The 20485-nt window shown below is 61.5% G+C and carries 18 protein-coding genes; 12 read left to right on the top strand and 6 right to left on the bottom strand.

Annotation, left to right across the window (positions count from 1 at the left end):
- The first annotated feature begins 59 nt into the window (after positions 1-59).
- The 3 genes from relA to E4T63_RS20500 all read left to right on the top strand — a co-directional run bounded on the left by relA (position 60) and on the right by E4T63_RS20500 (position 3838).
- Positions 60-2303, top strand: a complete 2244-nt coding sequence (gene relA / locus E4T63_RS20510; RefSeq protein ID WP_027612305.1) for a GTP diphosphokinase — start codon at positions 60-62, stop codon at positions 2301-2303.
- A gap of 132 nt (positions 2304-2435) precedes the next feature.
- A complete protein-coding gene (gene mazG / locus E4T63_RS20505) occupies positions 2436-3269 on the top strand; it encodes a nucleoside triphosphate pyrophosphohydrolase (protein WP_135296352.1) in 834 nt (277 codons plus the stop codon).
- Between the two features lie 26 nt (positions 3270-3295).
- A complete protein-coding gene (locus tag E4T63_RS20500; protein WP_007968960.1) occupies positions 3296-3838 on the top strand; it encodes a DUF2058 domain-containing protein in 543 nt (180 codons plus the stop codon).
- Positions 3839-3984: 146 nt separating this feature from the next.
- Here E4T63_RS20500 and E4T63_RS20495 read toward each other — a convergent pair whose 3' ends face one another.
- From E4T63_RS20495 to E4T63_RS20470, 6 genes are all read right to left on the bottom strand, one after another.
- The gene (locus tag E4T63_RS20495; protein ID WP_095137166.1) at positions 3985-4173 is read right to left on the bottom strand and encodes a hypothetical protein; all 189 of its coding nucleotides are present in this window, start codon (positions 4171-4173) and stop codon (positions 3985-3987) included.
- 392 nt (positions 4174-4565) lie between these two features.
- Entirely contained in the window at positions 4566-5786 is a 1221-nt protein-coding gene (fabB, locus tag E4T63_RS20490) for a beta-ketoacyl-ACP synthase I (RefSeq protein WP_007968959.1), read from the bottom strand.
- 11 nt (positions 5787-5797) lie between these two features.
- Positions 5798-6313, bottom strand: coding sequence for a 3-hydroxyacyl-[acyl-carrier-protein] dehydratase FabA (gene fabA, locus E4T63_RS20485; RefSeq protein WP_003227150.1), 516 nt, complete (start codon positions 6311-6313; stop codon positions 5798-5800).
- Between the two features lie 247 nt (positions 6314-6560).
- Positions 6561-8465, bottom strand: a complete 1905-nt coding sequence (locus E4T63_RS20480) for a response regulator (protein ID WP_135296351.1) — start codon at positions 8463-8465, stop codon at positions 6561-6563.
- Positions 8462-9394, bottom strand: a complete 933-nt coding sequence (locus tag E4T63_RS20475) for an ABC transporter substrate-binding protein (protein ID WP_135296350.1) — start codon at positions 9392-9394, stop codon at positions 8462-8464. Before E4T63_RS20475 ends, E4T63_RS20480 begins: the two co-directional genes overlap by 4 nt.
- Position 9395: 1 nt before the next feature.
- A complete protein-coding gene (locus E4T63_RS20470) occupies positions 9396-11519 on the bottom strand; it encodes a TonB-dependent receptor plug domain-containing protein (protein ID WP_135296349.1) in 2124 nt (707 codons plus the stop codon).
- 196 nt (positions 11520-11715) lie between these two features.
- Here E4T63_RS20470 and E4T63_RS20465 point away from each other — a divergent pair, with 196 nt between their 5' ends.
- The 9 genes from E4T63_RS20465 to E4T63_RS20425 all read left to right on the top strand — a co-directional run bounded on the left by E4T63_RS20465 (position 11716) and on the right by E4T63_RS20425 (position 19854).
- On the top strand, positions 11716-12741 hold the full coding sequence (locus E4T63_RS20465; protein ID WP_027612311.1) for an NAD(P)H-dependent glycerol-3-phosphate dehydrogenase: 1026 nt from the start codon (positions 11716-11718) through the stop codon (positions 12739-12741).
- A gap of 18 nt (positions 12742-12759) precedes the next feature.
- Positions 12760-13107, top strand: coding sequence for a DUF4389 domain-containing protein (locus E4T63_RS20460; RefSeq protein ID WP_007968953.1), 348 nt, complete (start codon positions 12760-12762; stop codon positions 13105-13107).
- Positions 13104-13556, top strand: coding sequence for a phosphohistidine phosphatase SixA (sixA, locus tag E4T63_RS20455; protein ID WP_135296348.1), 453 nt, complete (start codon positions 13104-13106; stop codon positions 13554-13556). Before E4T63_RS20460 ends, sixA begins: the two co-directional genes overlap by 4 nt.
- Before the next feature lie 202 nt (positions 13557-13758).
- Positions 13759-15414 carry an AMP-binding protein gene (locus tag E4T63_RS20450; RefSeq protein ID WP_135296347.1) on the top strand — a complete coding sequence of 552 codons (1656 nt, stop codon included), beginning with the start codon at positions 13759-13761 and terminating at the stop codon, positions 15412-15414.
- A 31-nt stretch (positions 15415-15445) separates the two neighbouring features.
- Positions 15446-15889, top strand: coding sequence for a hotdog fold thioesterase (locus E4T63_RS20445; RefSeq protein WP_134787093.1), 444 nt, complete (start codon positions 15446-15448; stop codon positions 15887-15889).
- Between the two features lie 275 nt (positions 15890-16164).
- Positions 16165-16971: an alpha/beta fold hydrolase gene (locus E4T63_RS20440; RefSeq protein WP_134787092.1), complete on the top strand. Its 807-nt coding sequence runs from the start codon at positions 16165-16167 to the stop codon at positions 16969-16971.
- Positions 16968-17822 carry an alpha/beta hydrolase gene (locus E4T63_RS20435; RefSeq protein WP_134787091.1) on the top strand — a complete coding sequence of 285 codons (855 nt, stop codon included), beginning with the start codon at positions 16968-16970 and terminating at the stop codon, positions 17820-17822. The genes E4T63_RS20440 and E4T63_RS20435 overlap by 4 nt, the downstream gene beginning before the upstream one ends.
- 115 nt (positions 17823-17937) lie before the next feature.
- Complete coding sequence (locus E4T63_RS20430) at positions 17938-18744, top strand: DUF4892 domain-containing protein (RefSeq protein ID WP_103368735.1); 807 nt, start codon at positions 17938-17940, stop codon at positions 18742-18744.
- Positions 18745-18813: 69 nt separating this feature from the next.
- Positions 18814-19854, top strand: coding sequence for an AI-2E family transporter (locus E4T63_RS20425; RefSeq protein WP_027612318.1), 1041 nt, complete (start codon positions 18814-18816; stop codon positions 19852-19854).
- Positions 19855-20485: the final 631 nt, after the last annotated feature.

The following is a 20485-nucleotide window of genomic DNA, read 5'->3' as shown; positions in this document are numbered from 1 at the left end:
GGCGTTGAGGGTCAGCGATTTGACGCATTGAATCTGCGTCGTAGGGAAGGTAAAGCAGCATGGTACAGGTGAGAGCACACCAGCCGATCAACACTGACGGCAGTATCAATCTCGAGGCTTGGCTCGATCACGCGGTCAGTGTCGACATGGCACTGGATCGCGAAGCCTTGAAAGAAGCCTGCGAGTTCGCTCGCGAGGCCGAACAGCAGTCCAATGCCAAGAAGAATCTGTGGGCCGAAGGCTCCGGCAGTTTCAGCACGGGACTGGAGATCGCCGAGATCCTCGCCGACCTCAAACTCGATCAGGATTCGCTGGTCGCGGCGGTGCTGTATCGCGGCGTCCGCGAAGGTCAGATCGAACTCGCGGCGGTCAGCCAGCGCTTCGGTCCCGTCGTGGCCAAACTGATCGACGGCGTGCAGCGCATGGCGGCAATCAGTGCCAGCCTCAGCCCGCGCCAGTCGATGGTGATGGGCACTCAGGGCCAGGTGGAAAACCTGCGCAAGATGCTGGTGGCGATGGTCGACGACGTTCGTGTCGCGCTGATCAAACTGGCCGAACGTACCTGCGCCATTCGCGCGGTGAAAACCGCTGACGACGAGAAGCGCAACCGCGTCGCCCGGGAAGTCTTCGACATCTATGCGCCGCTCGCGCACCGGCTCGGCATCGGTCATATCAAGTGGGAGCTGGAGGACTTGTCCTTCCGTTACCTGGAACCCGATCAATACAAACAGATCGCCAAGCTGCTCCATGAGCGGCGGCTGGACCGTGAGCGGTTCATCAGCGATGTGATGACCCAGCTCAAGGACGAATTGCAGGCCACCGGCGTCGACGCCGACATCAGCGGCCGGGCGAAACACATCTATTCGATCTGGCGCAAAATGCAGCGCAAGGGTCTGGAATTCAGCCAGATCTACGACGTGCGTGCGGTGCGCGTGCTGGTGCCGGAAATGCGCGACTGCTACACCGCGCTCGGCATCGTCCACACCCTGTGGCGGCACATCCCGAAGGAATTCGACGACTACATCGCCAACCCGAAAGAGAACGGCTACCGCTCGCTGCACACCGCGGTAATCGGTCCGGAAGGCAAGGTGCTGGAAGTGCAGATCCGTACGCACTCGATGCACGAAGAGGCCGAGCTCGGCGTCTGCGCGCACTGGCGCTACAAGGGCACCGACGTCAAATCCGGCTCGAACCACTACGAAGAGAAAATCTCCTGGCTGCGGCAGGTGCTCGAATGGCACGAAGAGCTGGGCGACATCGGTGGTCTGGCCGAACAGCTGCGGGTCGATATCGAACCGGACCGGGTGTACATCTTCACCCCCGACGGCCACGCCATCGATTTGCCGAAGGGGGCGACGCCGCTGGACTTCGCCTACCGCGTGCACACCGAAATCGGGCACAACTGCCGTGGCGCGAAGATCAACGGGCGGATCGTGCCGCTCAACTACAGCCTGCAGACCGGTGAGCAGGTCGAGATCATCACCAGCAAGCACGGTACGCCGAGCCGTGACTGGCTGAACCCGAACCTGGGTTACGTCACCACCTCGCGGGCGCGGGCGAAGATCGTTCACTGGTTCAAGTTGCAGGCCCGTGACCAGAACGTCGCGGCCGGTAAAACCCTGATCGAGCGCGAACTCAATCGCCTCGGTCTGCCGGCGGTGGATTTCGACAAGCTGGCCGAAAAGGCCAACATGAAAACCGCCGAAGACATGTTCGCCGCCCTCGGTGCCGGCGACCTGCGTCTGGCGCAACTGGTCAACCTGGCGCAGCAATTGGTCGAGCCGGAGCGTGGCAACGAACAGCTGGAGCTGATTCCGCGCAAGGCCACTGGCTACAAGCCGGGCAAGCGCGGCGACATTCAGATCCAGGGTGTCGGCAACCTGATGACGCAGATGGCCGGCTGCTGCCAGCCGCTGCCGGGCGACGCGATCGTCGGCTACATCACTCAGGGCCGCGGCGTGAGCATTCACCGGCAGGACTGCGCCTCGGTGCTGCAACTGGCCGGGCGCGAGCCGGAGCGGATCATCCAGGTCAGTTGGGGCCCGGTGCCGGTGCTCACCTATCCGGTGGACATCGTCATCCGCGCCTACGACCGTTCCGGTCTGCTGCGTGACGTCTCGCAGGTGCTGCTCAATGAGCGGATCAACGTGCTGGCGGTCAATACCCGCTCGAACAAGGAAGACAACACCGCGCTGATGTCGCTGACCATCGAGATTCCCGGGCTGGATGCGCTGGGGCGCTTGCTGGGGCGGATTTCGCAGTTGCCGAACATCATCGAGACGCGGCGTAACCGTACTCCGTGAAGATGGCTTCGTTCGAAGGTGGGAGCGGGCTTGCTCGCGAAGAGGGCGTGTCAGTCGATATTTGCGCTGAATGACACACCGCATTCGCGAGCAAGCCCGCTCCCACATTGGTTTTGTGTAGAGGCATGACAGATGTATTCACTTGAAGACCTGCTCCACCTGATGAACCGTCTGCGCGATCCGCAGTACGGTTGCCCGTGGGACATCAAGCAAACCTACGCGACCATCGTCCCGCACACCCTCGAAGAAGCCTACGAAGTGGCCGACGCCATTGAGCGTGGTGACTTCGATCACTTGCAGGGCGAGCTGGGTGATCTGCTGTTTCAGGTGGTTTATTACAGCCAGTTGGCCAAGGAAGAGGGGCGCTTCGAATTCGCCGGGGTGATCGACAGCATCACCCGCAAGCTGATCCGCCGCCATCCGCACGTGTTCCCCACCGGCGATCTGTATGCGCCGCTGGACGTACCACGCTTGAGCGAAGAGCAGGTCAAGCAGCGCTGGGAAGAGATCAAGGCCGAAGAACGCGCCGAGAAATCCGCCGCGCCCGAGCAGCTGTCACTGCTCGATGACGTACCGGCCGCGCTGCCGGCACTGTCGCGTTCGGCCAAGTTGCAAAAGCGTGCCGGGCAGGTCGGTTTCGACTGGCCGGATGCGTTGCCGGTGCTGGACAAAGTGCGCGAAGAGCTCGATGAAGTGCTCGAAGCCATGTCCGAAAACGATCCGCAAGCGGTGGCCGACGAGATCGGCGATCTGCTGTTTTCCGTGGTCAATCTGGCCCGGCACCTGAAGGTCGATCCGGAAACCGCGCTGCGTGGCGCCAACGCCAAGTTTGAAAGACGTTTCCGTTTTATCGAACAGGCATTGCGCGACACCCGTCGTCCCATGGAAGATTGCACCCTCGAAGAGTTGGACGCCCTGTGGGGTGAAGCCAAACGTCAGGAAAAGAATTTGCCCAGCTGCGGCTGAGCCGTTGCCCAAGTGAGTAAGCATTAATGAGCCTTTCCCTTCGCGACCAGTTGCTCAAAGCAGGTCTGGTCAACCAAAAGCAGGCCAAGCAGGTCAGCAAAGACAAGCAGAAGCAACAGCGTCTGGCCCACAAAGGGCAGGCCGAGCTGGATGATTCGCAGCAGCGCGCCGCTCAGGAAGCCATGGCCGAGAAGGTCAAGCGCGACCAGGAGCTGAACCGCCAGCAGCAGGAGAAAGCCGAGGCCAAGGCCCGTGCCGCACAGGTCAAGCAGTTGATCGAAGTCTCGCGTCTGCCGAAGCTGACCACCGAGGACTACTACAACTTCGTCGACGACAAGAAGGTCAAGCGCATCTCGGTCAATACGCTGATGCGCAACAAGCTCAGCAGCGGCTCGCTGGCGATCGTGCACCATGCCGGCGGCTACGAAGTGATCCCTCGTGAAGCGGCCCTGAAGATCCAGGAGCGCGACCCGCAACGTATCGTGCAGCTCAACGTGCAGACCGAAGAGGTCAATGCCGAGGACGATCCGTACGCGGCCTATCAGATCCCTGATGACCTGATGTGGTAAACCGATAAAGCTGTAACAACCCAAACTGTGGCGAGGGAGCTTGCTCCCGCTGGACTGCGTAGCAGGCCTCTGCTCTTGAGTTGAAGAGCAGGGCCGCTTCGCGCCCCAGCGGGAGCAAGCTCCCTCGCCACAGGTTCAATATTCGCCTAAGCGGATTTCAGATCCCGTTGCTGTTCTTGCAGTTCGAGTTCGGCCTTGTAGTTGTGGGCGTCGATCTCGTTGTGGAACATGCCGACCAGCAAGTCTTGTTGATGCACATCCCAGATGCGGATACCGGCGGCTACGCCTTCATGGGACATGTGTGAATCGTCGCGTTCAGTTACTTTTACAGTCATCTGCTAGCTCCAAATCTCAAGTTATCTGCAGCAAGGCGTGTGCAGGACTCTTTTATATGATTTGTTAGCTTGCTAAGTAAACGCTTGATTTGCGCAAGGTGTTGTTGCGGTTTTTGCAACAGTGCTGCAGCCCGCGTAATCCGCGACATTCGGTCGCAGGGTGCAAGGTTTCATGACAGAAGTTTCATTTTCAGGCGCACTGATATCCCCTGTGGGAGCGGGCTTGCTCGCGAAAGCGGAGTGTCAGTCGCCACCTTCATACCTGAGCCAGCGCTTTCGCGAGCAAGCCCGCTCCCACAAGGGAAAGCGGAGTGCCTGGCGACTTTCTCCAGACGAAAAAAAACGCCCCGAACCAGTCGGGGCGTTTTCATGTGTGGCTCTGCAGCGGGGACTTACTTGCCTTCCCAGCGCTTCAGCACCAGCGTGGCGTTGGTGCCGCCGAAGCCGAAGCTGTTGCTCATCACGGTGTTGATGGTGGCGTTTTCGCGGGTCTTGGTCAGCACCGGCAGATCGGCCACTTCAGGGTCCAGTTCGTCGATGTTGGCGGAACCGGCGATGAAGTTGCCTTCCATCATCAGCATGCAGTAGATCGCTTCGTGAACGCCGGCGGCGCCCAGGGAGTGACCGGACAGGCTCTTGGTCGAGCTGATCGCAGGAGCCTTGTCGCCGAACACTTCACGCACACCTTTCATTTCCGCGACGTCGCCGACCGGCGTCGAGGTGCCGTGGGTGTTCAGGTAGTCGATCGGGGTGTCGACGGTGGACATTGCCATCTGCATGCAGCGGATCGCGCCTTCGCCACTTGGGGCAACCATGTCGTAGCCGTCGGACGTTGCGCCGTAGCCAACGATTTCGGCGTAGATCTTGGCGCCACGGGCCAGAGCGTGTTCCAGCTCTTCAACCACGACCATGCCGCCACCGCCAGCGATGACGAAACCGTCACGGTCGGCGTCGTAGGCGCGGGAGGCTTGTTCCGGGGTGTCGTTACGCTTGCTGGACAGGGCGCCCATCGCGTCGAACAGGAACGACTGGCTCCAGTGCTCTTCTTCACCGCCACCGGCGAAGACGATGTCCTGCTTGCCCATCTGGATCTGTTCCATGGCGGTACCGATGCAGTGAGCACTGGTGGCGCAGGCAGAAGCGATGGAGTAGTTCAGGCCCTTGATCTTGAACGGCGTGGCCAGGCACGCGGAAACGGTGCTGCTCATGGTCCGCGTTACACGGTATGGGCCAACGCGTTTCACGCCTTTCTCGCGCAGGATGTCCAGCGCTTCCATCTGGTTCAGGGTCGACGCGCCGCCCGAGCCGGCGATCAGGCCGGTACGCGGGTTGGACACTTGCTCTTCGGTCAGGCCGGAGTCAGTGATCGCGTCTTTCATGGCCAGGTAGGCGTAAGCCGCTGCGTGGCCGACGAAACGATAGATCTTGCGATCGATCAGTTCTTCAAGGTTGAGGTCGATGGAGCCGGAAACCTGGCTACGCAGACCCATTTCAGCATATTCCGGGTTGAACCGGATGCCAGGGCGGCTTGCACGCAGGTTAGCGGAGACGGTCTCTTTGTCATTGCCCAGGCACGAAACAATGCCCAGACCAGTGATAACGACGCGGCGCATGCGAATAACCCTTAGAAGTTGTCAGTGGAGGTGAACACGCCGACGCGAAGGCCTTCGGCGGTGTAGATTTCGCGACCGTCGACAGTCACCGAACCGTCGGCGATGGCCAGGTTCAGCTTGCCCTTGAGGACGCGTTTGATATGAATGTTGTAGGTGACTTTCTTGGCGGTCGGCAGGACCTGGCCGAAGAATTTCACTTCGCCCGAACCCAGCGCACGGCCACGGCCCGGCAGGCCTTGCCAGCCCAGGAAGAAGCCGACCAGTTGCCACATGGCGTCCAGACCCAGGCAGCCCGGCATCACCGGATCGCCCTCGAAGTGGCACGCGAAGAACCACAGGTCAGGGTTGATATCCAGCTCGGCGACCAATTCACCTTTGCCGTACTTGCCGCCTTCTTCGCTGATCAGGGTGATGCGATCCACCATCAGCATGTTCGGGGCGGGCAGTTGCGCGTTACCTGGGCCGAACAGCTCACCGCGACTGCAGCGCAGCAGGTCTTCCCGAGTAAAGGCGTTTTGTTTGGTCATGCGAGCTCCTCAATAATCCCATGCGGCAGGTGGGGCAAATCTTCCCGGCCGATCGACGCGTTCATGCCTCGTACCGGCAGCCTACTCATAGACTATTGCGTTGTGGTGAAAGTCACAGCACCAAGGACATGAATGTACACTTGTGCACTGAAATTTTTATTCAAGCCTCTTTTGAGGCTCGTTCGGGTGCCTAAGACTGCCGCACTTTCGCTTTTCACGCCAGTCGCAGATGGTCGAAAAACCGTCACTACTGCACCCAGCGCTGCAGAATCTGTTGTAGGTCATTGCGTTTGAACGGCTTGGCCAGATAATCGTTCATGCCCGCCGAAAGGCAAGTTTCGCGGTCGCCCTGCAACGCGTTGGCGGTCAGCGCGATGATCGGTACCTCGCGGCGTCCGGGCAGTTGGCGGATCTGCCGGGTCGCCTCGTAGCCGTCGATGATCGGCAGGCGGCAGTCCATCAGAATCACTTCGAAATCATTGCCTTCGGCGCTGCGCACCGCTTGCGCGCCATCGGTAGCGACGCTGACAGTAAAGCCGAGGCTGCGCAGCATGGCTTCGATGACCGTCTGGTTGACCGGGTTGTCCTCCACCAGCAACACATTGCGCCCCTCACCATGCCCGTTGCCATTGGCTGCACGCGGTGCCGCCAGTTGCGGCAACGTCTGCTTATATAAGGCCAGCGGGATTTCCAGGGTGAACACCGACCCCAGGCCTTCTTCGCTTTTGGCGCGCAACGTCCCGCCCATGCGTTCGGCCAGGGTGCGGGCGATCGGCAAGCCGAGGCCGGTGCCGCCATAGCGCCGGGAAATCGAACTGTCGGCCTGCTGGAACGCATTGAACATCAACTCCAGGCTTTCCGAGGAGATACCGATGCCACTGTCGCGCACCGAACAGGTGAACCACAGCAACTCGTGATCCAGCGACTGCCACTGTGCCTCGATGCTGACCCGGCCACGCTCGGTGAACTTCAACGCGTTGCCCACCAGATTGACCAGAATCTGCCGGATCCGCGTCGGGTCGCCCTGCACCTGCAAGGCGCGCATGTCCTCGGGGATCCGCAGATTCAGGTCCAGGCCACGCTGCACCGCGCTGTGCTGGAACGACTGGGCGCAAGCGCCGATCAGGTCGGCGAGGTTGAATGGAATGTGCTCAAGCTCCAGTTCCGAGCGTTCGATCCGCGAGAAGTCGAGAATGTCGTTGATGACTTTCAGCAGGTGTTCGGTGGACTCGGAAGCCAGCGCCGCGTACTCGATCTGCTCCTCGGTCATGTCGGTGGTTTCCAGCAACTGCAACATGCCCAGCACTCCGTTCATCGGGGTGCGCAATTCATGGCTCATCATCGCCAGAAAATCGGATTTGGCGTTGTTGGCCTTTTCCGCTTCTTCACGGGTCTGGATCAGTTCCGCCATCGCTTGATGCTGTTCGCGGCTGGCCTGCTCCAGTGCCTGGGCGAGGTTGTTGATGTGCTGCGACAGGGCGCCCAACTCGGTGTCATCGACGATCGGCAGTGGGGTCTTGTAATCGCCTTGCTGAATCGCCTTGACCGCGTTGCCGATATCGCGGATCGGCGCCGACAGACTGCCGGCCAGACGCCGCGCCAGAACAAAGGTGAAGAGCAGGGCGAACAACGCCAGAATCCCGGCCTTGAGCAGAATTTCCTGCTGGCGCTGACTGAAGGCATCGTTGGACAGACCGACGATCACCCGGCCCAGATAGTCCTCGCTGGTCACGTTGTTGCTGGCTTTGGCGTCGTGGAAAAAATCGCTGTTGAGGGCGATCCGTTGCAGGCGCACCGGGGCCTGGAACACCTCGACCTGATGCGGGCGGTTGTGCGCGTCGGCGGCTTGCTCAACGTAGGCGAGAATACGGTTGGCGCTGTCCTGCACTTCCAGAAAGCGTACGTTCGGTGTGGCCAGGGTCGCTTTGAGCAGGCTTTCCAGCACTTCGTTGTTGCCGGAAATCACCCCGTACTCGGTGGCGGGCGCCAGTTGGTTGGCGATCAGTTGCCCGGTGTGATTGAGCTCCTGCCGTAAATCCTGAATCCGCACGAAGGTAAAGAAACTGATCAGCAGCAGCGTGAGCAGCAGGGCCGGGCCGAGGCTGATCAATTGCGTGCGGGTGTTGATGTCCCAGCGGCGACGCAGATTCATGGGTGGCTTTCTCCTTCAGCCAACTGGCGGGCAACAGACGCTTCATCGATTGGCTCGATACCGAGGGAACGAGCGACCTGCACATTACTTGAGACCTTGAAACGATCGGGGTAGAGCGTGCGCGGCCACGTCGCCGGCGGGCGATCGAGCAACCGGTCAAGGATCGCCAGCCAGTCGGGCTGATCGCTGTAAGTGCTGGCGAGGCTGCCGGCCCGCACGAACGCCGCGTTCGGCCCGACCAGCGCCACTTGCCGGGAGTAACTGCTGAGCAGCAGGTTTTTTGCGGTTTTCGGGTTGTACAGATCGGGATCGTCGAGGCCCAGCAACACGTCACTGTTTCTCAGCACGCTTTGCAACGGGCGACTGTCCTGGGTGTTGTCCCAACGCTGGCTGACGATTTGCAGATTCAGCGGCGCTGCGGCCTGGTGCAGCTCCTTGAGCAGGAATTCGCTGTGCTGGTCGAACAGCACGCCGACCCGCCGCACCTGCGGCAGAATCCGTCGAATCAGTTGCAGTTGCCGCCCCAGCGGTGGATCGCTCCATAGCAGACTCAAGTGCGGCGGTTGTGCGCCACCCAGGCGTTGCCGCGCTTGCAGTCGGCTGATGCGCAACACCAGCGTCGCCGGGCCCTGGGGCTCCTGCAGGCGCCAGTCGAGGCTGGGCAGGTCGAGCAGAATCATCCGCAGATTGGCCGGCAACTTGCCCGGCGCCGGCAGGCTGGCCAGCGGCTGGAACCGCACGTTGTCGGTGGGACGCAGCTCGCTCAGGGCCTGGACGAAGGCTTGCACCCCGGGGCTTTCTTCGGCGCCGGTCAACAGAATGTCTGCGGCTTGCACCGCCACGCCGTGCAGCCACGCGGTCAAAAACAGACAGACACCCGCCAGCCAGTGGCCAAGGGTTGGCGTCTTGTTTGCCGTGCCGAAGCGCACCCTAGAACTCCAGCTCGGCGCTGAAGTACAGCACCCGGCGTTCGTCGTAATTGTTGTCGACGAAAGTGGTCGGTTCATTGTCGAGCCGCTGCTGCAGCACGCCGGCCAGTTGCAGTTGTGCCTTGCCCAGCGGGATGCGTTTGGCGATGCGCGTGTCGACGCGCTCGAAGCGGTAGCCGTTGAGCGCGTTGTCGCCGTAATAGAACAGCGCGCTGTTCCAGCCGTGGCCCCAATCACGCAGCCAGCCGGCAGAACCGCTGTTGCGCGAGGTGAATTGCTGATCCAGCGGATTGCTCGCTTCGGCGTCGACGAAAGCGTAAGTGAAGCGCAGGCGATCGATCATGCTCAGGCGCCAGTCGAGCTGGGTTTCGCTGCCGCGAAAACGTGAGCTGTTGGCGTTGCTGGCGATGTACTGGTTGTTGCGCAGCGGCTCGCTGATCATCCCAGTGATTTCGTCGTAGAACAGCTTCACATCCACGGCCAGCCCGAGTTCGGCGAAATAGCCGTTGTAGCCCAGTTCGCGCGAGCGCATGTGTTCCTGATCGAGATTGCCCGGGCCACGGGTCTTGACGAAGTAGCGCGCCGAAGACTGGCCATAGGCGGACGGTCGCAGGTTGCTCACCTGATAGCTCCAGTTGACGTTGTTCTCGAACATGTCCGGCGAACGGATCGCCTCGGAGTACACCGCGCGCAGGCCATGGCGTGGGTTGATCAGGTAGTTGACGGCGAATCGCGGCGTCAGCGAACTGCCGATCAATTGGGTGTTTTCGAACATGGCGCCACCCTGCAACAGCCAGTGTTCACTGGCGCGCCACTCCAGTTGGCCGAACGCGCGCCAGGTGGTGTCGTCCAGCGTGCCGTTGAAGTAGGTCTCGGAGTCGGCCCGGTCGTAACGATAGTTCAGGCCGCTGACCAGCCGCAGACTGTCGGACAGGCTGAGGGTGTCCTGCAATTCGAGATCGTAGCGTGATTCGCGGGCGCTTTGATCGATGTCGCCACACAAGGTCTGGCTGGCACCGTTGCGCCACTGATTCAGCACCTGATTGGCGAGGGCCATTTCCTGCGGGGTTCCGGCTTCCGGACCGGGGCCGGTGAAGCGGGTGATGTTGCGCGCCAGGCGTTCGGTGTAGTTCGGGTTGAGTTGCCACAGTTGGGTCAGTTGCGGGCTGAACGACACTTCGGCATCGCAGGCGCGCCACACTTGCTGGCGATCCCAGTGCTGGGCCGAACCTTGTATATAAAGGCTGTGTTCGGGATTGATGTCGAGATTCCAGCGCACCGAGCCGGCGTAATCCTTGGCAACCACGTCGGAATTATTCCCGGCAGCGGTAATCCCCGAGAACACCGGGCGGTAGGTGTAGGGACGCTGGTTGCTGCCGTCCTTCGCGTTGATCTGCCAGTCGAGGCTCTGGTTGTCGCTCAGGGTCTGGCTGACGGCGAGGCTGAAGCGGTTCAAGCGGCGGCTGTCACGGTAATCGGCGCCGGTACGGTCGCTGTCGAAGCCATCGTCTTCCTGCCCGGACAGCGACAAACGCAGGTCGCCGCCATTCCACCCCGTGCCCTGGCTGGCATAGAAATCGTTGATGCCGCGCTGGCCTCGGGTGACCTTCAGGCGCGTGCCGTGGCTGTCCGCCGGGTTGCGGGTGATGATGTTGACCACCGCCATCAGCGCGTTGGCGCCGTAGCTGACGGTGTTCGGCCCACGGAAAACCTCGATGCGCTCGATGTCTTCCATGGCCACCGGAATGTCACTCCAGTCCACCGTGGCCAGGCCTGCGCGGTACACCGAGCGGCCATCGATCAGCACCTGCATGCGCCGCGCTTCGCTGGCGTTGGTTCCGTGATAGTTGACCGCCGCCTGATTGCCGCTGATGTTGCCGACCATCATCCCCGGCACCAGTCGCAGCAACTCGCTGATGTCCCGCGCGCCACTGGCACTGATCAGCTCACTGTCGATCACGGTCATGCTCCCCGGCACTTCCGCCGGCGTCTGTTTCAGGCGCGTGGCCGTCAGCACCTGCGGCAGCGTTTCGCTGTCGACAAACAGGTCGTCCGCCTGCAACACCGGGCTGAACAGCAGCGCCAGCAGCAGTGACGAACGCGAGGGGGGAGAGCCAAAAGACACGGCACGGCCTTGATCGCAAAGAATTGGCGCGCATGTTAACCGAGGACAGTGACTTTTCCAGTCACGATGCGGGCATTTTCCTCGGCTTTATTGGTCTTCTTCCTACAAGTGTCGGTAATTGACGCAGGGGCTGGCCGCGCTCCGGTCGCCCCGTATAATGCCGGCATCGCCACTGGTATGGATTAACGGATTGCATATGACTGAACAGCGCCCGATTGCGGTCCTGGGAGGCGGAAGTTTTGGTACCGCCGTGGCCAATCTATTGGCCGAGAACGGCCATCAAGTCCGGCAGTGGATGCGTGACCCCGAGCAGGCCGAGGCCATCCGGGTCAACCGCGAGAATCCGCGTTACCTCAAAGGCATCAAGATTCTGCCGGGAGTGACTGCGGTCACTGACCTGCAGGCCACCCTCGACGCCTGCGAGCTGTGCTTCGTCGCGCTGCCCTCGAGCGCATTGCGCACGGTGCTGGCCGCCCACGCCGAGCGCCTGAGCGGCAAGATGCTGGTCAGCCTGACCAAGGGCATCGAAGCCCACACCTTCAAACTGATGAGCCAGATCCTCGAAGAAATCGCCCCGCAGGCACGTATTGGTGTGCTGTCCGGGCCGAACCTGGCGCGGGAGATCGCTGAACACGCGTTGACCGCCACCGTGGTCGCCAGCGAAGACGAAGAACTCTGCAAAGCGGTACAGGCTGCGTTGCATGGTCGCACCTTCCGCGTTTACGCCAGTGCTGACCGTTTCGGTGTCGAGCTGGGTGGGGCGTTGAAAAACGTTTACGCGATCATCGCCGGCATGGCAGTGGCGCTGGAGATGGGCGAGAACACCAAGAGCATGCTGATCACCCGCGCACTGGCCGAGATGACCCGGTTCGCGGTGAATCAGGGCGCGAACCCGATGACCTTCCTCGGTCTGGCCGGGGTAGGGGATTTGATCGTGACCTGCTCGTCGCCGAAGAGCCGCAACTACCAGGTCGGGTTTGCTCTCGGTCAGGGCTTGAGCCTTGATGAAGCGGTGTCGCGTCTGGGCGAAGTCGCCGAAGGCGTGAACACCCTGAAGGTGCTCAAGGCCAAGTCCCAGGAGGTTGGCGTGTACATGCCGCTGGTCGCCGGGCTGCATGCGATTCTGTTTGAAGGACGCACGCTGGAGCAGGTGATCGGTCTACTGATGCGTGCCGAACCGAAAACCGACGTCGACTTTATTTCCACCAGCGGTTTCAACTGATTCAACAGGAAGCGAGCCATGAACGATCCGAAAACCGAAGCCAAGTACGAATCCATTCTCCTGCGGGTGCTGTGGATGATCGTCTACGTGCTGGTCTGGCAAGTGGCGCAGTTCATCCTCGGCGCCGTGGTGCTGGTGCAACTGATCTATCGTTTGATTTACGGCGCGCCGAGCGCCAGCCTGATGAATTTCGGCGACAGCCTGAGCCAGTTCCTCGCGCAGATCGGCCGCTTCGGCAGCTTTCACAGCGACCAGAAACCCTGGCCGTTTGCCGACTGGCCAACCCCGCGTGCCCCGGAAGGCGAAGCACCGCACGCCGTGCCGCCAGCGCCGCATCCAGCCCGCGATGAGGAACCCAAGCTATGAAACTCTGGGTGTTGCGTCACGGCGAGGCGGTGCCTTACGGCTCGTGCCCAGATTCTGAGCGGGCGTTGACCGAGCAGGGTCGTAAAGAGGCCTTGAACAGTGCAGCCCGATTGATCGGTCAGCCACTGACGGCGATCTATGCCAGCCCTTATCTGCGTGCGCAACAGACCGCGCAGATTGTCCGCGAGGCGCTGGGGTTCGAGCCGGAGATTCGTACCGTCGAATGGCTGACCCCGGAGACCGATCCGGACAAGGTCACCGATCAACTGGTGTCGGTGAGCAATGTGCTGCTGGTCAGCCATAACCCGTTGGTGGGCAACCTGCTGAGCTATCTGCAGCACGGCGCCGGATATCCGCCGGAGAAGGTCGGCACTGCCGGTCTGGCTGAGCTGGAAAGCCCTGAGCTGCTGATCGGCTCGATGACCCTCAACAGCCTCAAGCACCCCTGACGCTGATTCCTTGTGGGAGCGGGCTTGCTCGCGAATGCGCTGTGTCAGTCACTGTAAATGTCACTGATAGACCGCATTCGCGAGCAAGCCCGCTCCCACAGGGGCCTCATTTTCAGTTGAAATTATTTGTTTGAATTTTCCAACCAAGCACTTGCTTGGTTGACTACGCTTGCTCCAGACCCAAAAAACAGGAGCGAGTCGCATGTCTGCCGCCTTCCGTTTGCCGCTGGACGTGTTCTACGAGCGTGAGGCCCGGCACCCGCGCCAGCGTTTTCTGGTGCAGCCCATCGGTGGCGGGCAGGTCGAGACCCTGACCTGGGCCGACGTCGGTCATCAAGCGCGTTGCGCCGCGCACTGGCTGCGCGCCCGGGATTTACCGCAGGGCAGCCATATCGCGCTGATCTCGAAAAACTGCGCGCACTGGATCATCGCCGATCTGGCGATCTGGATGGCCGGGCACGTCTCGGTACCACTGTATCCCAACCTCACCGCCGACTCGGTGAATCAGGTGCTCACGCATTCGGAAAGTGTGCTGGCGTTCATCGGCAAGCTCGATGATTGGCCGGGCATGTCCGTCGGTGTGCCGGCGGATTTGCCGACCATCAGCCTGCCGCTGCACCCGCCCGGTGAGTTCGATTTCACCTGGGACGACCTGCAGAAGAGCTCGCCGATCCAGGACGATCCGCGCCCGGCAGGCGAGCAACTGGCAACCATCATCTATACCTCCGGCACCACCGGATTGCCCAAGGGGGTGATGCACAGCTTTGCCAATCTGGGGTTCGCCACGACTCGCGGCACGCAACTGTTCGGGCTTAACGAGCAAGACCGGCTGCTGTCGTACCTGCCGCTGTGCCATGTCGCCGAACGCATGTTCGTTGAGCTGGCCTCGATCTACACCGGGCAAACCGTGTTCTTTGCCGAAAGCCTCGACACCTTCATTACCGACCTGCAGCGGGCGCGGCCCACGGCGATGTTCGGCGTGCCGCGGATCTGGACCAAATTCCAGATGGGCGTGTACGGCAAGATCCCGGCCAAGCGCCTGGATTTCCTGCTCGGCCTGCCGTTCCTTGGCAAGCGGGTCGGGCACAAGGTGCTGGCCGGCCTGGGCCTTGATGCCTTGCGCGTGGCGCTGTCCGGTGCGGCACCGGTGCCGCAGACCTTGCTCAGTTGGTATCAGAAGCTCGGCCTCGATGTGCTGGAGGTCTATGGCATGACCGAGAGTTGCGGCTACTCGCACATCTGTCTGCCGGGTCAGTACAAACAGGGCTGGATCGGCAAACCGTGCCCGGAGGTCGAGGTGCGGATCGACGAGTCCGGCGAGGTGCAGGTGCGCAGTCAGGCGAACATGCTCGGCTATTTCAAGGAGCCGCAGAAAACCGCCGAGACCCTCACCGAGGACGGCTTCCTGCGTACCGGCGACAAGGGCGAGCAGGATGCCGAGGGGCGCTTGCGCCTGACCGGCCGGCTCAAGGAAATCTTCAAGACCAGTAAAGGCAAATACGTCGCCCCGGCGCCGATTGAAAACCGGCTGGCGGTGCACTCGCGGATCGAACAGGTCTGTGTTGTCGGCGATGGCCTGAGTGCGCCGCTGGGCTTGTGCGTGCTCTCGACGGTCAATCAGGACGAAGGGCGGGCCAGTCTGCATTCGAGCCTGGAAAAACTGCTCGAAGAGGTCAACGCCGTGCTCGACAAACACGAGCGCCTGCGCCGGCTGGTGGTGGTCAAGGACAGCTGGGCGGTGGAAAACGGTTTTCTCACGCCGACCTTGAAGATCAAGCGCAACGTCATTGAAGACACCTACGGCGCGCGGTTTGAAGAATGGAGCGCGCGCAGCGAGGCGGTGCTGTGGCAGGATTGAGTGACCACCAAAACAACAAAGGAAGCCAGCGATGAGCTTGTGGCGCACCACTCCGAACATCGAGCAGTTGAACGCAATCCAGAAAAACACCATCGGCGAAGTGCTGGATATCCGTTTCGAGTCCTTCGACGAGGAATCGCTGACGGCGAGCATGGTCATCGACCACCGCACCCACCAGCCTTACGGTCTGCTGCACGGCGGCGCCTCGGTGGTGCTGGCGGAAACCGTCGGTTCGATGGCCAGTTATCTGTGCATCGATGCCAGCAAGTTCTACTGCGTGGGGCTGGAGATCAATGCCAACCATTTGCGCGGTTTGCGCAGCGGGCGGGTGACCGCGGTGGCCAAACCGATTCACATCGGTCGCACCACGCATGTCTGGGACATCCGCCTGACCAGCGATGAAGGCAAGGCCAGTTGTGTGTCGCGTTTGACCATGGCGGTGGTGCCATTGGGCGAGCAGCCGCCCTCACCCTAACCCTCTCCCGGAGGGAGAGGGGACTGATCGGGCTGGATGTTCGAGTTGCGCCGACCTGAGCTATCGAGCCGAGTTCAGGTTTTGAAATTCATGCAGATCAGCTCCCTTTCCCCCTCGCCCCCTTGGGGGAGAGGGTTGGGGTGAGGGGGAAGCGATCTCCCTGAAACACCATCATGCTGTCCGGACTGTCATCATTCCTGGCAGTTACGGTCATTGCTGCGGGGCGCGGTCTTGCGGACAATCAGCGGCATGTTTCCGCTCATGGATAAACCTGCATGTCGCAACCGATCTTTTTCGCCCACGCCAACGGGTTTCCTTCGGGCACCTATGGCAAGTTGTTCGCGGCGCTGGCGCCCGAGTATCGGGTCGCGCATCTGGAGCAGCATGCCCATGACCCGCGTTTCCCGGCGGACGACAACTGGTACAACCTGGTCGACGAACTGATCCACCATTTACAGCAGCAGGATCAACCGGTGTGGGGCGTCGGCCATTCGTTTGGCGGTGTGTTGCACCTGCACGCGGCGTTGCGTTGCCCTGAGCTGTATCGCGGCGTGGTCATGCTCGACTCGCCGGTGCTGACTCGCACAGACCAGTGGGTGATCCGCGCGGCCAAGCGCTTCGGCTTTATCGACAAACTGACCCCGGCCGGACGTACGTTGGGGCGGCGCGAAGAGTTCGCCGATCTCGACACGGCGCGCAGCTATTTTGCCGGCAAGACCCTGTTTCGCGGTTTCGATCCGGAATGTTTCGATGCCTACCTGCAACACGGGCTGCATGCGGTCGGCGACAAGCTGCGTCTGCGCTTCGACCCCGCCACCGAAATCAGTATCTATCGCGGCGTGCCGCACACCAGTCCGGGCCGCACGCGCCAATTGCAGGTGCCGCTGGCCGTGGTGCGTGGCCACAAGAGCCGCGTGGTCATGCGTCATCACAGCCGATTCGTCGGGCGCCTGCCGCAGGGTGAAGCGCTGAGCATGCCCGGCGGGCACATGTTCCCGCTCGAGCGTCCGCAAGACACGGCGCGCCTGCTCAAAGAGCTGTTTACGCGCTGGGAGCGCCGCCAACAGAAGGATTGCGCATGAACCCGACCTTCGAAGAAGTGCGCCTGAGCCTGCCGCATATCGAACTGGCGGCGCACTTGTTCGGTCCCGAGGACGGTCTGCCGGTGATTGCCCTGCATGGCTGGCTCGACAACGCCAACAGCTTTGCGCGCCTGGCACCCAAGCTCAAAGGTTTGCGCATCATCGCCCTGGACATGGCCGGGCATGGGCATTCCGGGCATCGACCGAATGGCGCCGGTTATGCGCTGTGGGACTACGCCCATGACGTATTGCAGGTCGCCGAGCAACTGGGCTGGAAACGCTTCGGTCTGCTCGGGCATTCGATGGGCGCGATCGTTTCGCTGGTGCTGGCCGGCTCGTTGCCAGAGCGCATCACTCATCTGGCATTGATCGACGGGGTGATTCCTCCTACGGACAAAGGCGAAAATGCTGCCGAGCGCATGGGCATGGCCCTGCAGGCGCAACTGGATCTGCGCGAAAAGCGCAAGCCGGTCTACAACACCCTCGACCGCGCTATCGAAGCACGGATGAAGGGCTTGGTGGCGGTCAGTCGCGAAGCCGCCGAACTGCTGGCGCAACGCGGCCTGATGCCGGTGCCCGGCGGTTATACCTGGCGCACCGACAATCGCCTGACCCTGCCGTCGCCGTTGCGCCTGACGCAGGAGCAGGCGATGGCTTTCGTCCAGCGCATCACCTGTCCGGCGCAACTGGTGGTGGCCGCCGACGGCATGCTGGCCAAACATCCGGAGTTGCTGGAGCGGCTACCCTTTAGCCAGGAACAGCTGGCGGGCGGGCATCATTTGCACCTGAACGATGAGTCCGGTGCCGACCTTGTCGCAGACTGTTTCAATCGCTTCTTCGCCATTCCTTGACTTGCACCGGGCAACTGTCGAGGCTGGGCGGGTTGAAATGGGAGACAAACACGATGGATTTCTATACCGCTGCGCCCCCGACCCGCCAAGCCATGCCGATCCGATGAGCCTGACTATGCGGTCACTCAGTCTGTTGGCGCTGTGCTGTTTCAGTTCCGTTTCGTTCGCCGCCGACGTGCCCGGCAGCCAGGATTTGCAGATCGTGCCGCGTCTGGCCGATGCGCAGATCGTCGACTATCGCCCTCCTGTGGAGCTTGAGCGGATCTATCCGCTGGGCTCGATCCGCAAGATCAGCGGCCAGTTGCGCTTTGACGGCCAGGTCACGGCGCGCGGCCAGACCACTTCGGTCACCTACGAGTTGCCGCCTGAGCATTCCGCCACCGAAGCCTTCACCGCCGCCCGCGAAGCCCTGCAAAAGCAGGACGCCGAGTTGCTGTTCTGGTGTCAGGCCCGTGATTGTGGCGAAAGCAGCCTGTGGGCCAATGAAGTGTTCGGCAACTCCAAGCTGTACGGTGCCGATGAGCAACAGGCCTATCTGCTGTTGCGTCTGGCCGCACCGAAGGACAACACCCTGGTCGCGCTCTACAGCATCACCCGCGGCAATCGCAAAGCCTACCTGCATGTCGAACAGTTCGAAGCGGGCGCGCCGCTGGGCGTGTTGCTGCCGACCTCGGCCACGCTGTTGCGACAGCTCAAAAGTACCGGTGAACTGGACTTCCCCAAGCTGACCGGCGATCCGGATGACACCTGGTTACGACTGATTTCCCGTGGCTTGAACCTCGACACCACCCAACGCGTGACGATTGCCGGACCCAAGGCCGAGGCCTGGCGTCAGGCGCTGATCGGTCAGGGGGTACGGGCGGCACGGATGGAGGCGGGGAGCGCCGACGGCTCTGGCCTGCGCATCGATCTGTTGCGGTAAGCTGCATCGGGCGTGCACGCGCGGCGTGTTCGCCTACTCTTTGACCGACTGACTTCTTCGAGACTGTACATGCTCAATAACGATCGGCTGTTGGTGCAAATCCTCCTGCTGGTGCTGTTCGGTGCCAGCCTGTGGGTGATGGCGCCGTTCTGGTCGGCGCTGTTCTGGGGCGCGGTGCTGGCGTTTGCCAGTTGGCCGCTGATGCGTCTGCTGACCCGTTGGCTCAATGGCCGCGAATCACTTGCCGCAGCTATTTTGACCCTGGGCTGGATGTTGCTGGTGGCGGCGCCACTGGTGTGGCTCGGGTTCAACCTGGCCGATCATGTGCGCGACGCCACGGCGTTCATCAAGGATGTGCAGGTCGATGGTCTGCCGGAGGCGCCGGTCTGGCTCGGCAGCGTGCCATTGGTGGGCGAGCGGCTGGTGGGGATCTGGAACAGCATTGATCAGCAGGGCGCAGCGCTGATGGTGTCGATCAAACCGTATCTGGGGCAGGTCGGTAACTGGTTGCTGGCGCGCAGTGCGCAGATTGGCGGCGGGATTCTCGAGCTGACCTTGAGCATTGTCTTCGTGTTCTTTTTCTATCGCGACGGGCCGCGCTTGGCGGCGTTTGTTCACGGTCTGCTGCAGCGCCTGATTGGTGAGCGTGCCGGGTATTACATCGAGCTGGTGGCCGGCACCGTGCAGCGGGTGGTCAACGGGGTGATCGGTACGGCGGCGGCGCAGGCGGTTCTGGCGTTGGTCGGGTTCCTGATTGCCGGGGTTCCGGGGGCGTTGGTGCTGGGGATCGTGACCTTCCTGTTGAGTCTGATTCCGATGGGGCCACCGTTGGTGTGGATTCCGGCTACGGCCTGGCTGGCGTGGAAGGGCGAGTACGGGATGGCGGTGTTTCTCGGGATCTGGGGGACGTTCATCATCAGTGGCGTGGATAACGTGTTGAAGCCTTATCTGATCAGCCGCGGGGGGAATCTGCCGTTGGTGATTGTGTTGCTTGGGGTGTTTGGCGGGTTGATTGCGTTTGGGTTTATCGGGTTGTTTATCGGGCCTACGTTGTTGGCGGTGGCCTATAGTTTGTTGACAGATTGGAGTAAGAGTCAGGCTCGGGTTTAGGCGCCTTGGCTTTTTTGGGGTTGTGGGCATATCCGTTGGTTTGGGTGTGGCGGCTGGCGGTTTCGCCCTTACGGCGAGTCACTTTTTACAAACGCCTAAAAAGTAACCCAAAACGCTTGCTCCTACGTTCGGCCCGCTCGCTGGGGCTCGGGGTCCCTTCGCTCCGGGATTCATCCGGGGGCATCGCCTCCGGTTTGCTTCGCTGCACCTCCTCTCGCTGTGTTTGGCTTCGCCAAACGGTCGCTGCGCTCCCACCCCCGGATCAATCCCTCCACTCAGCCTTCCGATGTCGCCCGTAGGTCAAGATCAAGAGCTTTCGGCGAGCTGACACTCGGCCATTGAGTGGGGCGGCTTCGCCGCGTGCGGTGCATACAGTTAAAAATTGTGGGAGCCAGCCTGCTGGCGATGGCGGCCTGACAGCCGACCAATTTCCAACTGACCACCCCCAATCCAACTGTGGGAGCGGGCTTGCTCGCGAAGGCGGCCTTATAGCCGAACAATCTCCAACTGAATGCACTCCATCCAATTGTAGGAGTGAGCCTGCTCGCGAAGAGGCATATCAGGCAACCAGCTTCTCACGGCCACACCCAAATGACCGTTCCCACACCACTGCATGGAAACGATCACTCAT

The organism is Pseudomonas fluorescens (assembly GCF_004683905.1).
Classification (GTDB): Bacteria; Pseudomonadota; Gammaproteobacteria; order Pseudomonadales; family Pseudomonadaceae; genus Aquipseudomonas; species Aquipseudomonas putida_A.
The sequence above is the reverse complement of the archived record's forward strand: the minus strand, read 5'-3'. Positions and strand labels throughout refer to the sequence as shown.

What these genes read in the sequence shown, in the direction of transcription:
- relA (WP_027612305.1), top strand. Translation starts at nt 60, where the DNA reads ATGGTACAGGTGAGAGCACACCAGCCGATCAACACTGACGGCAGTATC.
- mazG (WP_135296352.1), top strand. Translation starts at nt 2,436, where the DNA reads ATGTATTCACTTGAAGACCTGCTCCACCTGATGAACCGTCTGCGCGAT.
- E4T63_RS20500 (WP_007968960.1), top strand. Translation starts at nt 3,296, where the DNA reads ATGAGCCTTTCCCTTCGCGACCAGTTGCTCAAAGCAGGTCTGGTCAAC.
- E4T63_RS20495 (WP_095137166.1), bottom strand. Translation starts at nt 4,173, where the DNA reads ATGACTGTAAAAGTAACTGAACGCGACGATTCACACATGTCCCATGAA.
- fabB (WP_007968959.1), bottom strand. Translation starts at nt 5,786, where the DNA reads ATGCGCCGCGTCGTTATCACTGGTCTGGGCATTGTTTCGTGCCTGGGC.
- fabA (WP_003227150.1), bottom strand. Translation starts at nt 6,313, where the DNA reads ATGACCAAACAAAACGCCTTTACTCGGGAAGACCTGCTGCGCTGCAGT.
- E4T63_RS20480 (WP_135296351.1), bottom strand. Translation starts at nt 8,465, where the DNA reads ATGAATCTGCGTCGCCGCTGGGACATCAACACCCGCACGCAATTGATC.
- E4T63_RS20465 (WP_027612311.1), top strand. Translation starts at nt 11,716, where the DNA reads ATGACTGAACAGCGCCCGATTGCGGTCCTGGGAGGCGGAAGTTTTGGT.
- E4T63_RS20460 (WP_007968953.1), top strand. Translation starts at nt 12,760, where the DNA reads ATGAACGATCCGAAAACCGAAGCCAAGTACGAATCCATTCTCCTGCGG.
- sixA (WP_135296348.1), top strand. Translation starts at nt 13,104, where the DNA reads ATGAAACTCTGGGTGTTGCGTCACGGCGAGGCGGTGCCTTACGGCTCG.
- E4T63_RS20450 (WP_135296347.1), top strand. Translation starts at nt 13,759, where the DNA reads ATGTCTGCCGCCTTCCGTTTGCCGCTGGACGTGTTCTACGAGCGTGAG.
- E4T63_RS20445 (WP_134787093.1), top strand. Translation starts at nt 15,446, where the DNA reads ATGAGCTTGTGGCGCACCACTCCGAACATCGAGCAGTTGAACGCAATC.
- E4T63_RS20440 (WP_134787092.1), top strand. Translation starts at nt 16,165, where the DNA reads ATGTCGCAACCGATCTTTTTCGCCCACGCCAACGGGTTTCCTTCGGGC.
- E4T63_RS20435 (WP_134787091.1), top strand. Translation starts at nt 16,968, where the DNA reads ATGAACCCGACCTTCGAAGAAGTGCGCCTGAGCCTGCCGCATATCGAA.
- E4T63_RS20430 (WP_103368735.1), top strand. Translation starts at nt 17,938, where the DNA reads ATGCGGTCACTCAGTCTGTTGGCGCTGTGCTGTTTCAGTTCCGTTTCG.
- E4T63_RS20425 (WP_027612318.1), top strand. Translation starts at nt 18,814, where the DNA reads ATGCTCAATAACGATCGGCTGTTGGTGCAAATCCTCCTGCTGGTGCTG.